Genomic DNA, 12,378 nt, shown 5'->3' with positions numbered 1-12,378 from the left:
GTGCAGGCTCTATTTTTTTATGGGAAAAGAAAAAATTGGTTAAGGTTTCTTGTTTGCTTCTTGAGACAATTTCATAGTATGTTACGAAACGATAACATTTCTATCACATTTTCTAAAAACTATATCGTAAGCGAGTGCGGTAGTATATGCTGTACAGTAGGGGACTTTTTAAGGTCGCAAGCAAGGAGGTTTTTTATGAGTAATTTTACAAAAGATGAAGAATTAATTATACATAAAGCAATAGATGTATTTGGTCAAAAGGACCGAATTGAAGATTATTCAGATGAACGAAAAAAGCATGGTATTCACGTTGTGGCATGTGAAAATCATCCGCGTCAAGACGTAACCGCGTATGCAACGCTCGGTGGACATCAATGTCCGACAGGTTATACAGTTGGAGGGATCCCGCTTCGAATTGAAATTGTTGGGGCTTGTCATGAGGAGTTCGGTATTTATTCTGCTATTTTAGCAAACTGTATTTTCCATATGATGAAATCTCATGTCTCCATTTTCCCAGGAGCTATTTATAAAGACGTTATTGCAGTCCTTGATGACAGCTTTCATATGCAGCACATTTTGCTGATTCCGCCGTTTTTATGGGATAATTTTTCAACGATTGAACTATCTGATAAAAAAGTAACGTTCCTGCAGGCCGTTCCGATTTCAGAAAATGAACGTGCTTTTGCACTTGAGTACGGAGTAGATTCGTTGCTAAGCCGCTTTGATGCTGAGCAGGTTAATGTCTTCAATTTAGAAAGAAGATCTGTTGTATAAACAAAAAGAGCGCCGACTGAGACGCTCTTTTTTGTTATTGATTAGTAGGTCAATTCTTTTTGAGGTATAGCTTTTTTATGACTCGTTTGGTAGCTGTGAAGCACCATGCCTGCTACGATAACTCCCATTCCAACCCAAGAAAGAATCGATGGCAAAGGACTTGATAGAAGGAAGACCTCTCCTAGCAGGGCAAATAAAACTTCCATCGATTGTGTAGCTTCAACTGCACCTAACTTGTGAGAATCTTTTTTCACAAGGTCAGTTGCCGCAAAAAATAAAATCGTTGCACACACTCCTGAAAGTAAAGCAACTAAACTGCTTTGATACATCTGAGTTGGTTTTGGTAGTCCATCGGTCAAGTAGGCATAGACAGAAAGAATAATCCAAAACGGCAGGCTTGAAAGCGTCATTCCAAGCACGCGCTGAAACGTATTAAGCGACGACAGCTCCATCATCTTACGGTTGCCAAGCGGATACGCAAAAGACGCAATTAAAATGGGAATCGTACAAAGCAAGGCAGTAGCCGCCGACAGTTCAGTCGCATGCTCAAGCTGCATGAGCACAACTCCTATTAAAATAATAAACGAAAAACCTAGCTGCTTGAAAGGAATGGCTCCTCGCTTTTTTCCTTCCTTGTAAAACAAAGGAGCTAGGAGAGACCCCGATAAAATCGTGATTTGCCAAGTTCCTGCAATAAGCCAGCCGGGACCGTAGGCGGAAGCAAAACAAAGAGGAGCGTAAAATAAGCCAAATCCGACCGTGCTCCATAGCAGCCATTTTTGCGGCTGGGCTTTTATTTCTGCCACCACAGGTTTGATGCCACCCCAAAAATAAACAAGCATAAGCAAAAGAGGTACCATAAAAAAATAGCGTAGAGATGCGCTCCACGCCCAGCTGCCTCCAGATAAATCCATCGCTCGATTTAAAACGAATGTAAAAGCAAAAAAGAATGATGCAGCAACGCCTAATAAAAGAGGCTTCACTTTGCTTCCTCCTCACTTGTCAGCGCTTCACCTAGCGTCAGCCAGTTTGTTTCGACAAGCTGTGATGTCAGTGCGGAATCTTTTTGACGGCAAGCATTTATGATTTCTTTGTGCTGATCAACGGAAGCAAGGCTAGCAAGAGAAGAAAAGCGAGCGATTTCCAGACGTTGAATTTTGGCGCTTGTTTGTTTTACAACACGTTCTAGCTCTAAATTATTCGCCCGGTTTAAAAAAACGGAATGAAATGCTTCATCCGCTTCGATCGCTTTCAGTACATTTCTTGTTTTGATTGCATGTTCTAGAGATTGATTATGTTTGATTAGTTCGCCCATATCTTCTTCTTGTAACGAAGTACAAGCCAGCTTAGCAGCAAGTGCATGAAGAGCTGCGACGACAATAAAGGATTGTTTTGCCTCCTCAAGGTTTAATGGAGCCACTTTTGTAGAAGAACCAGGTGTCGTTTGTACAAGGCCTTCATCTTCGAGCCTTTTTAATGCTTCTCGAACAGGAGTGCGGCTAACTCCAAATTGCTCAGCCAGTTCTTTATCCTGAAGCTTTTGTTCCGGCTGAAATTCAAGCATAACGATATTGTGTTTAAGTGTTTGATAGACTTCCTCCCGTAGGGAAAGTCGTTTGAGAGGTTGAATGTTATTTTTCATAAAACCAATATATCGCATATCACATTAAATAACAATGTGAAAATTAAAAAACTTCGTCTAAAAAGCAGACAGCTGCTTTTTAGATGAAGAGCTTAATTACTGCTGCGCAAAGATTTAGATAAGATGCGCGCAATTGCTTTGCTGTGCTCAACCTGCGTTTTTTTGGACTCTTTTCGTTCAAGAGCTACTTTTTGAAGGCTTTTTTCTTCTTCAGTTTGAGCAATAATTTGAGGAACGGGAGCAGGCTTCCCATTTTCTAATGCGACGAAGGTAAGAAAAGAAGTAGCAGCAATACGTTTAATGCCCGTTAACAAATTTTCGGCAATGACTTTAACAAAAATAATCATGGAACTTTTTCCTGTGACAACAACGAATGCCTCATATGAAATAAAATCTTCTTCTGTGACGGGCTCGATAAAGTCAACATGATCAATGGAAGCTGTAACACACGACTTTCTGGAATGTTTAGCTGCTGAAAGAGAAGCCGTCATGTCCATGTCAGCGACAATTTTGCCGCCAAAAAGGGTGTGGTGATTGTTTAGGTCATTTGGAAAAATGTGCTGTGATTTGACTACTCGTGAGACGCTGCAAAGTACTGCTTTTTCACTCATTGAAAACACTCCTTCAAACTGTTTATATGGTTTAATGTATGTTGACTACTTGTTCTTATGTATACAAGTTATAGAAAGCCCTTTCGTAAAAAGCTCTTCAAAAGCTTCTATATGGTAAAATAGAACAAATATGAAAGAGAGGATGAGAGCATGAACTTAACGCAATTTTTTAGAAGAAAATATACGGATTCCCCTACACCTTTAGAAAAGCTATCGGTTTTATCTCAGCAGTTAAACGGACCTTCAATTTATATGAAGCGCGATGATATGCTTGGACTGACAGGGGGCGGAAATAAGACGCGTAAGCTTGAATATCTAGTAGCTGATGCAAAAGCACAAGGGGCAGACGTGCTTGTAACGTGCGGTGCGATACAATCCAATCACTGTCGTTTGACGCTTGCTGCTGCCGTAAAAGAGCAAATGAAATGCGTGCTCGTATTAGAAGAAGGGGAAAATAAAGCAAGTGATCAGCCGACGGGAAACTATTTTCTTTATCATTTATTAGGGGCTCATGACATGCGGTTTGTCGCTGAAGGTTCGGATTTGACAGCGGAAATGGAAAAAGTAGCGCGCGAGCTAAGTGAAAAAGGTCATAAGCCGTACCTAATCCCCGTAGGAGGTTCAAATGTTATCGGTGCAACAGGCTACGCTGCCTGCGCACAGGAGCTGCTTATGCAAAGCTATGAGCAACAAATAAAGCTTAGCCACGTAGTTTGCACAAGCGGAAGCGGAGGCATGCACGCAGGGCTAGTGGCAGGCTTTCAAGGCCTTCAAAGCGGGGTGTCTGTTATTGGAATGAATGTGAGTCGTGCTAAAGAAGAGCAAGAAATGAAAGTTGCCAAGCTGACGAGTGAACTTTATGATCATTTACATAGCAAAACGCCTTTTAAAAAAGAAGATATTGTTTGTATGGATGAATATGTCGGTCCAGGCTATGCTGTTCCAACAGAAGAGATGGTGGAAGCAGTCAAACTTGTGGCCGGTACGGAAGGAATTTTATTGGATCCTGTGTATACGGGAAAAGCGATGGCCGGCCTGATTGATTTAATTCGAAAAGGTTATTTTAAAAAAGATGAGAATGTGGTGTTCATTCACTCCGGGGGTTCACCAGCTCTTTATGCATATACATCGGTTTTTTCATAAAAAAGCAAGGGAGTCGACTCCCTTGCCTTTTTAGTTTATATAGGAATAGTAAGTGAAAACGTCACTCCGGCGTCTGTGTTTTCAGCCGTAATGGCTGCATCGTGCATCGTAACAATACGCTTTACGATACTTAGGCCAATACCGAATTCACCGTTTGCTCCTTTTTTAAACGGTTCAAACAAGTGTTGAAGCACGCTTTGATCAATCGGCGGACCATCGTTGCTGATGGTACATTGAACGTTCGTTTGGTGTTTAGTAAGTGAAAGTGAAACCTTCGTATCAGCATAGCGCAGCTGATTGTCGAGTACATTTTCAAGGACTTTTGTCCACAGCTCTTTGTCTCCTTTAATCGTTGCATTTACGTCGTCAAATTCCCACTGTATTTCAGGGCGCCTCCACCGCAAGCGATCCACTACTTCATGAAGAAGTGCAGTAAAATCAAAGTCGTCTTGTGCAAGCTGGTGAGTGGACATATAGTCAAGCTTGGTTAAGTAAAGCAAATCGCGGATTTTTTTCTCAAGATTTTTGGATTCATCTTCAATGACTTTTACCGTTTGGGATAAATCACCTTTTGGATAAATGCCGTCTTGAATCGACTGAGCGTAGCTTTGAATAACCATTACCGGTGTTTTTAAATCATGTGAAATATTTTGAAGCAGCGTTTGCTGTGCTTCATCTTTAGATACGAGCCTTTTGCGCATTTGCTCGATGGACGCGCCTAGCTTGCCGATTTCATCGGAACGGTTGACTGTAACAGGTTCATGCCAATTTTGTTCGGCGATTTTTTTTACATCTTTTTCAAGCGATACAAGCGGCTTGCTTAAGTATCTTGATAGCCAAATAGATGGAAGCCAGCTGAATAGAAATACAATTGAAATGACAAGAAGCAGCTGTTTAAAAAGAGTAGAAGTGAGCGCGTTGCGATACGTATCCCACGAAAATGAAAGTAAAAAAGCAGCCTGTCCGTTTACGCTTACTTTTCGAATCACATAAAAAAGCGTCCGGTTGCCGAGATCTTTTTCATAGCGAGCGACGATTTTTCGCTGACTGATTGCATCTTCCTGTGCTTTTCTCAAAAAGTCTTGAGGCAACACCCGTGATGAAAAATAAGAGATATCCGCATGTTCAGGCAATAAAATATGATCCACGGTTCGATTGCCAAGCGTTGGTTCACTGTCTTCATTGCTAAAGTAGTATTCACCTGAGCGGCTTGGCAGGCCGTATTCTTTTAAAATATGCTGTTCATTTTCAATAGTGGTATAAATTTCATTCGTGAAGAACTGCCTGAGCGTCGTTGGGAATAAAATAGCGAGCAAAATTGAAATGAGCAGTAAAATACCCGAGATGACGAGCCAAATTTGAAATGCAAGCGACTTGTTTTTCATGCTTTCATCATCCGGTATCCGTATCCGTAAATCGTTTCAATTCGTGCTTGCGGCATTTTTTTACGCACGCGCCTCACTAAATCATCCACCACTCGGTCTGTGCCGAAATAATCTTCTCCCCAAATGAGATTCAACAGCTGCTCCCTTGAAAAAGCCTGTCCAAGGTCTTTTGAGATAGTGACAAGAAAATCAAATTCTTTAGACGTCAAATCAATCGGCTTTCCATTTTCACTGACTGTACGCGTACGTAAATCGATTTCATAAGGAGTCAGCGTAATGGTATCGGTTTTCTTTTGATTGGAACCATATACGAGGTTTAGCAGTTTGTTTGCTCGAATAACTAGTTCACGAGGCAAAAAAGGCTTTGATAAATAGTCGTCGCTGCCCATTTCAAGTCCAAGAACCCGGTCAATATCGGCATCGCGTGCTGAAATGAAAATAACAGGCACATGTGGCGTTTGCTGCTTGATTTCGCGAATGAGCTGATACCCGTCAATATCAGGCAGCATAATATCTAAAATCCACAGGTGCGGAGGAGTTGCAATCATTTCTTTTGCGTCCGTGCCGTTAAAAAATGAGCGAACGTCCCAGCCTTCTTTTTGAAGGTAAAGGGTTAAAACTTCGTTTAAATTTTGTTCATCCTCTACTAAATATAGTGTAAAGCTCAAATTTGACACCTTCCTCTGAATATATGAAAATTAAGGTAAATAAAGCATATTACGCCATCTATGCGCGTTTCTTTAAAGGTTTATGTACCCGCTATTATACTACGTGTTTGCTGTTATAAAGAAATTTTTCACAATTTCACATATTGTTTTGATACTTATCCCAAACTTTTATTTTATAGTATAGATAACATAAAATTTGCTACGTTAAAAGGAGTGATTTTCATGGATCCACGTGATTATGAAAGAGAGGAAGAACGAAAAGAAGAATATGAAAACCGCCAGCGGCGCTATGATCAGTATCAGCCTGCGTCATCATCACAGCCTCCAAAAAGACGCTTATTTCCAGTGATCGCATCTTCCATCGCGGGAGCAGTGCTAGGGGGAGGAATTGTGCTATACGGCGCTCCGCAGCTAGGGTTAATGGATTCAGCGGATACGCATACAGTGAATCAAACAACGCAGACTCAAACCGCAACAACAACGAGCACAACGCCTCGAACAGTAAGCACCACCGTGAATCAGTCAGATCTTGTTTCAGTTGTAAATAAAGTATCAGCCGCTGTTGTAGGCGTGAACAACATCCAGCAGCAAACAAATCCATTTTCTGGAGATACCCAAACGCAAGAAGCAGGAACGGGTTCCGGTGTTATTTTCAAAAAAGAAAATGGAAAAGCATACGTTGTAACAAATAACCACGTTATCGATGGCGCAAGCGAAGTAGAAGTGTCACTTTCAAACGGGCAAAAAGAAAAAGCTAAAATTGTGGGAGCTGATGCGCTAACGGATTTAGCGGTGCTTGAAATGTCCGACAAAAATGTTGAACAAGTGGCGAAGTTCGGAAAATCATCAGATTTAGTGGCGGGTGAAACGGTTCTTGCAATCGGAAACCCTCTTGGTGAACAATTTTCTCGTACGGTCACACAAGGTATCGTGAGCGCAGCAAAACGCTCTGTCCCTATTTCAGAGAATTGGAACGTAGATGCAATTCAAACGGATGCGGCGATTAATCCAGGAAACAGCGGCGGTGCCTTGATCAATTCTTCCGGTGAAGTAGTTGGTATCAACAGTATGAAAATTTCAGAAGACAATGTAGAAGGAATCGGCTTTGCTCTTCCAAGTGATGAAGTGCAGCCAACAATTGAACAGCTGATGAAAAACGGAAAAATAACGCGTCCATATATGGGGGTAGGTCTTCAAGATGTAGGTCAGCTTTCAGCTGCAACAAAACAAGATCAGCTAGGCCTAACAAGCGATACGTCTGAAGGAGTTGTCGTAACGACGGTTGAACCATTCTCTTCTGCTTCTGATGCTGGTTTACAATCAAAAGACGTGATTGTTGCCATCGATGGAAATGAAGTCAAAACATCCAGTGATTTACGTCAATATCTATACACAAAACGCAAAGTAGGAGACACGGTAAAATTAGACGTGTACCGAAATGGAAAAAAACAAACTATTTCTCTGAAGCTTTCAGAGCAGCAGGATAACAATGGATGAGTTCAGCACCGTTAAAGCTGCTGCTAGCAGTATTAACAGCGTTAGGATTTTTAACAGGCTGCGGAGGGAAGCATTCAAACACGATGTTTCCTTCTGTAGAAATTAGTCAGCTATCTTCTGCCAAAGAAGTGGCAGCGTATGAAGGAGGAAAGGTGACAGGAGCTGAATTCAATCGTTTTTTAGCCGTTGAAGGGTTCTTAAATCCCGATGCTCCGCTAAATGATACAAGCTACCGCAAAGAGTTGTTGCGGCAGCTTGTCATGCAAAAAATCTTAATTTCGCATCTAAAGACAAGTGACAGGGTACAGAAAAAAGTCGAGGATATGTGGAAACAAATCAAACGTTCATATGACGAAGATACAAGAAAACAAGGCTATGAAGTCTTGCACATTCGTTCTAGCGATGTAACTAAACAGCTAATAAATCAGTTTAAATTAGAAGAATATTTCCGTAAACAAATTACGTCTGATGAACTAGACGCTTACTATACACGTATTGAGAATGATGTAACGCGCGTATCTTTTTCGCAGCTAACTTTTACAACTTTACATGATGCCGAGACCGTTGCGGCTGAGCTGCAAAAAGGAACATCGCTTCAAGACGTTCAAAAAAAATATGCTGATGTCCAGACCATCAGCAAAATAGAGAATGATGATAATCTAAAGCTTTCGAATCTATCTCCCTCTTTTATAGATGTTTTAAAAAAACAGCACATCGGAGAGTGTAGTAAGCCCATTAAAATGGGTAAAGTCTATTATATTCTTATTTTAAAACAAAAAGATAAAAAAACGGAATCAGAAGTCAAAGAAGAAATGATGAAAGAACTTGTTTTGAATCATATCAACCGGTATATCCAGGATCAACTGCCAAGGTTTCACGTGACTTTCAACCTTAGGTAGTTCCCTTTTATATAGATTGATTGTTTTCAAAAAACAAGCAGGTAAAAGAGCTTTCTATTAATAGAGAGCTCTTTTACATTTTTAAGTAGACAGAAATGTCGGTACCTGATAGAATGAAGTTGTAAAACTTTCATTATTCGGAAAATTTATACCCTCCAGCTTTGGAGGGTTATTTTTTATGCTTTTGGACGAATAAAAGAGGCTAGGACAGAAGTAGTTTAGTGGAAAGAAGATCCGAACGATGAATCGTTCGGATCTTTTCGTTAGTACGGTGAACGTATGTTTCAATCACTTTTCATCTTTTAAATGACTCAATAATGCAGAAGACATCTCCACGTGAGAAAGGGCGATGTGTGAAATCGTTTTGGCATAAGGTGTAATTTCGTTAATAAATTGCTCGAGTACGTGCAGGTGAGGAAGCTGAAGCTTTGTAATGAAGCAAGCCTGTCCGGCGATGCGTTCACAGAATAAAGCATAGGGATACTGAGAAATAAATCTTTTAAAACGCTCGTGCTCTCCGTTTTTCATGGTTACTTCAATAAAACACGAGACGGGCAACTGCAGCTTTTCATAATCAATATCGATTGTATATCCTTTTATAATACCAAAGCTCTCTAGCTGTCTTACTCGCTCTGCCACTGAAGGAGGAGACAGGTTAATTTGTTTTCCTAGCTCTCTTAAGGAAAGACGGCTGTTTTGCTGCAGTGCCTGCAAAATCGATAAATCAATTTCATCAATTTTCAATTGAAAACCTTCTTTCATATTAATGTTTCATTTGATTAGTAATAGCAGATAATATGTTTTATTTGTTATCTGAAATCTCCATTTTTCTTACTATAATAATTAAAAAGGAGTGAGTAAAAAATGGCAAGAGTTTTGTTAACAAACGAAGAGGGAACAAATTTTGAAAAAGCACTGAATTTAATTCCAGATGTAAAAAGGTTGTATGATGAGCTATACGACAAGCTTTGGAACAGTGATATAGTAAAAAGAGAGACTAAGGAAAAAATCAGGCTTTATCTAGCAGGTGTTAACGGCTGTGAGACGTGTATGAGCATGTCATATGTAGGCGATAAGACGCTTAATCAAAAAGTGTTAAGAGAAAAAGAGCTGGAAGAAAAAGATCGACTGCTGTTTCGATTTATAGATGTATACCGAGTGCGTCCAAGGGATTTGACGGATGCTGATATGGATCAATTAAAGAAATTTTACAGTGATACGCAGCTATTAGAGCTTTTGGCTGTTATTAATTTGTTTGATCAATTTCACAAACTGATTGTCAGTTTAGATTTATATGATTTTTGCAGTTTGCAGCGCAAGTGATGTCTTCCCTAAAAATATCTTGACAGACAAAATCCACAGGAGTAAGATAGCTTTCGTGAAGTGAAACGTATCATGAATCGAATCGATTATTCTAAAAAATAGATCATAGACATTTGAATAAAAATCGCTTAATCCATTACGGAGCGGAGGACCCATTATTTACGCACATATTGTGCTCCGGGGTGAATCCTTAAAAAGGTAGGGTTACTCTTAAAACCCGAACCCGACAGCTAACTTCGCAAGCGTTTTGAGGGGGAAGAGTGTGAAAAAACACAGGAGCCTTCCTGTGTTTTTTTGCGCTTTTTTTAAGAAAAACATGTAATTTTTTAGAAAAAGTATAAGCTAAGAGAACACACAGCAGTTGAAGAAAGGAATAAATACATTATGAAAAAACAGTTTGCTGTATTGGGATTAGGTCGTTTTGGAGGCAGTTTGGTTGAAGAGTTTGCTAATTTGGATGTGGATGTGCTCGCTATTGACCGCAATCAGGAGGTAGTAAAGAAATATAGCAACTCAGCTACATATGTCGTGCAAGCGAACGCAATTGATGAAGCTAGCTTAAAAGGGCTAGGCATTCGTAACGTTGATCATGCTCTTATTTCGTTTGGAGACGATATCGAAGCAAGCGTGCTTGCAACGATGCTTTTAAAAGATATGGGCGTTAAGCAAGTATGGGTAAAAGCGGTGAATATGTATCATCAAAAAGTGCTGGAGAAAATAGGAGCGGACAAAGTCATTCATCCTGAGCGCGATATTGCGAAGCGGATTGCTCATCACGTGGTGTCAGAAAAAATTATTGACTATATTGAACTGTCTAAAGACTATAGTATTGTTGAAATTGTCGCTTCTAAGAAACTTCATAATAAAACGCTGTTTGATTTAAATATTCGTGCAAAGTACGGCTGTAATATTATCGGTTTTCAGCGAAAAGACGGGGAAATGGTGATTTCGCCTACGGCGCATGAAACAATTGAACAAGGAGATATGCTTATTGTTATCGGACATAATCGCGATTTAAACCGTTTTGAAGAAGAAGGAGTTTAACTTATGAAAAAAAAAATTGTTAGGCTTACGCCGCCGCAGCTGCTTGTCTCCATTTTTGGCGGAGGAATTATTATTGGTGCTCTTTTATTAATGATGCCTTTTTCTACTACTGAGCCAATCCGGTGGGTAGACGCCCTTTTTACATCTACTTCCGCTATGACAGTGACCGGCTTAGCCGTCGTAGATACAGGTACGCGTTTTACCGTCATCGGTCAAACGATTATTATGCTGTTAATTCAAATAGGCGGTCTTGGCATTATGTCATTTGCCGTGCTGATTTTTATGATGCTAGGTAAAAAAATTGGATTTAAAGAGCGTATGCTCGTTCAGCAGGCATTAAATCAAACGAGCGTCGGCGGAGTTGTCCTGCTAGTTAAAAGGCTGTTTATCTTTTCATTTTTAATTGAGTTTGTTGCACTTATCTTTTTAGCGATACGCTGGGTTCCGGAATTCGGATGGTCTAAGGGGCTATTCTTTAGCTTGTTTCATTCAATTTCAGCTTTTAATAACGCAGGGTTCGGACTATTATCTGACAGCTTAGTTCAGTATGTAGGAGATCCCGTTATTAACATAACGATTTCCTTTTTGTTTATTATTGGTGGGTTAGGATTTACCGTTCTTGCTGATATGTGGGTAAAAAAATCGTATAAAAAACTAACGCTGCATTCAAAAATTATGATTATCAGCACGTTTGCCATTAACGTGATTGCCATGCTTTTTATTTTTTTCTTAGAGTACGGCAATTCACATACACTTGGAAGTTTGTCATTAGGAGACAAAGTGTGGGCGTCTTATTTTCAAGCGGTAACAACACGCACAGCAGGTTTTAATAGTATCGATATAGGAAGTCTACATGATTCCACCATATTTTTAATGGTTATGTTAATGTTCATAGGTGCAGGGAGTGCGTCAACAGGAGGAGGTATTAAACTAACAACGTTTGTGGTGATTGTCTTTTCTGTATGGGCATTTTTACGAAGCAGGGAAGATATTGTGCTGTTAAAGAGACGGCTTCTTCCTCTTCATGTGTTTAAGGCACTAGCCATTACGATGATTTCGATTATGTTTGTGTTTGGGGCCATTTTTCTATTAAATATCTCAGAAAACCTGCCGTTTATAAAAATTATGTTTGAAGTGGTTTCTGCGTTTGGAACAGTGGGGTTATCGATGGGAGCAACTCCTGAGCTTTCATACTTTGGACGCGTGATTATTATCTTTATCATGTTTTTAGGAAAAGTGGGGCCATTAACCCTTGCGTTTTCATTATCTAAGCAAAAGCGTGAAGCCGTTCGCTATCCAAACGAAGATATAATGCTAGGATAGAAAAATCGCCTTCGATGAGGCGATTTTTTTATATTATTTATACGTTCAAGACATATAAGAGGTTACGCA

Annotated in this window: 13 protein-coding genes and 1 riboswitch; of the genes, 7 read left to right on the top strand and 6 right to left on the bottom strand. The window is 40.0% G+C overall.

Features of this window, described 5'->3' with window-relative positions; all coding sequences use genetic code 11:
* Positions 1-195 precede the first annotated feature (195 nt).
* Positions 196-774 carry a suppressor of fused domain protein gene (locus tag LJY09_RS19310; RefSeq protein ID WP_013084584.1) on the top strand — a complete coding sequence of 193 codons (579 nt, stop codon included), beginning with the start codon at positions 196-198 and terminating at the stop codon, positions 772-774.
* A 41-nt stretch (positions 775-815) separates the two neighbouring features.
* Here LJY09_RS19310 and LJY09_RS19305 read toward each other — a convergent pair whose 3' ends face one another.
* From LJY09_RS19305 to LJY09_RS19295, 3 genes are all read right to left on the bottom strand, one after another.
* A complete protein-coding gene (locus tag LJY09_RS19305; RefSeq protein ID WP_028415024.1) occupies positions 816-1,757 on the bottom strand; it encodes a DMT family transporter in 942 nt (313 codons plus the stop codon).
* Entirely contained in the window at positions 1,754-2,434 is a 681-nt protein-coding gene (locus LJY09_RS19300; RefSeq protein WP_028415023.1) for a GntR family transcriptional regulator, read from the bottom strand. The genes LJY09_RS19305 and LJY09_RS19300 overlap by 4 nt, the downstream gene beginning before the upstream one ends.
* A gap of 74 nt (positions 2,435-2,508) precedes the next feature.
* Positions 2,509-3,027 carry an acyl-CoA thioesterase gene (locus LJY09_RS19295; RefSeq protein WP_154973201.1) on the bottom strand — a complete coding sequence of 173 codons (519 nt, stop codon included), beginning with the start codon at positions 3,025-3,027 and terminating at the stop codon, positions 2,509-2,511.
* 150 nt (positions 3,028-3,177) lie between these two features.
* Here LJY09_RS19295 and LJY09_RS19290 point away from each other — a divergent pair, with 150 nt between their 5' ends.
* On the top strand, positions 3,178-4,170 hold the full coding sequence (locus tag LJY09_RS19290; RefSeq protein WP_108674286.1) for a D-cysteate sulfo-lyase: 993 nt from the start codon (positions 3,178-3,180) through the stop codon (positions 4,168-4,170).
* Positions 4,171-4,205: 35 nt separating this feature from the next.
* Here LJY09_RS19290 and LJY09_RS19285 read toward each other — a convergent pair whose 3' ends face one another.
* Positions 4,206-5,555 carry a sensor histidine kinase gene (locus LJY09_RS19285; protein ID WP_228307397.1) on the bottom strand — a complete coding sequence of 450 codons (1,350 nt, stop codon included), beginning with the start codon at positions 5,553-5,555 and terminating at the stop codon, positions 4,206-4,208.
* Complete coding sequence (locus tag LJY09_RS19280) at positions 5,552-6,223, bottom strand: response regulator transcription factor (RefSeq protein WP_228307396.1); 672 nt, start codon at positions 6,221-6,223, stop codon at positions 5,552-5,554. The genes LJY09_RS19285 and LJY09_RS19280 overlap by 4 nt, the downstream gene beginning before the upstream one ends.
* 222 nt (positions 6,224-6,445) lie before the next feature.
* Between LJY09_RS19280 and LJY09_RS19275 the strand changes: the two genes are divergently transcribed.
* Together LJY09_RS19275 and LJY09_RS19270 are read left to right on the top strand one after the other, a co-directional pair.
* Positions 6,446-7,720, top strand: a complete 1,275-nt coding sequence (locus LJY09_RS19275; protein WP_028415018.1) for a S1C family serine protease — start codon at positions 6,446-6,448, stop codon at positions 7,718-7,720.
* Positions 7,717-8,619 carry a peptidyl-prolyl cis-trans isomerase gene (locus tag LJY09_RS19270; RefSeq protein WP_028415017.1) on the top strand — a complete coding sequence of 301 codons (903 nt, stop codon included), beginning with the start codon at positions 7,717-7,719 and terminating at the stop codon, positions 8,617-8,619. Before LJY09_RS19275 ends, LJY09_RS19270 begins: the two co-directional genes overlap by 4 nt.
* A 288-nt stretch (positions 8,620-8,907) precedes the next feature.
* Here LJY09_RS19270 and LJY09_RS19265 read toward each other — a convergent pair whose 3' ends face one another.
* Entirely contained in the window at positions 8,908-9,363 is a 456-nt protein-coding gene (locus LJY09_RS19265; RefSeq protein WP_028415016.1) for an Lrp/AsnC family transcriptional regulator, read from the bottom strand.
* Positions 9,364-9,483: 120 nt separating this feature from the next.
* Between LJY09_RS19265 and LJY09_RS19260 the strand changes: the two genes are divergently transcribed.
* From LJY09_RS19260 to LJY09_RS19250, 3 genes are all read left to right on the top strand, one after another.
* Entirely contained in the window at positions 9,484-9,942 is a 459-nt protein-coding gene (locus LJY09_RS19260) for a carboxymuconolactone decarboxylase family protein (protein WP_028415015.1), read from the top strand.
* A gap of 115 nt (positions 9,943-10,057) precedes the next feature.
* Positions 10,058-10,202, top strand: a riboswitch (cyclic di-AMP (ydaO/yuaA leader).
* 124 nt (positions 10,203-10,326) lie between these two features.
* Positions 10,327-10,986 carry a potassium channel family protein gene (locus tag LJY09_RS19255; protein WP_098999628.1) on the top strand — a complete coding sequence of 220 codons (660 nt, stop codon included), beginning with the start codon at positions 10,327-10,329 and terminating at the stop codon, positions 10,984-10,986.
* A gap of 3 nt (positions 10,987-10,989) precedes the next feature.
* On the top strand, positions 10,990-12,309 hold the full coding sequence (locus LJY09_RS19250) for a TrkH family potassium uptake protein (protein ID WP_028415013.1): 1,320 nt from the start codon (positions 10,990-10,992) through the stop codon (positions 12,307-12,309).
* Positions 12,310-12,378 lie beyond the last annotated feature (69 nt).

Origin of the sequence: Priestia sp. J2, assembly GCF_020790095.1 — a bacterium.
GTDB classification, from domain to species: domain Bacteria; phylum Bacillota; class Bacilli; order Bacillales; family Bacillaceae_H; genus Priestia; species Priestia zanthoxyli.
This window is presented reverse-complemented; position numbering and strand designations above follow the sequence as displayed.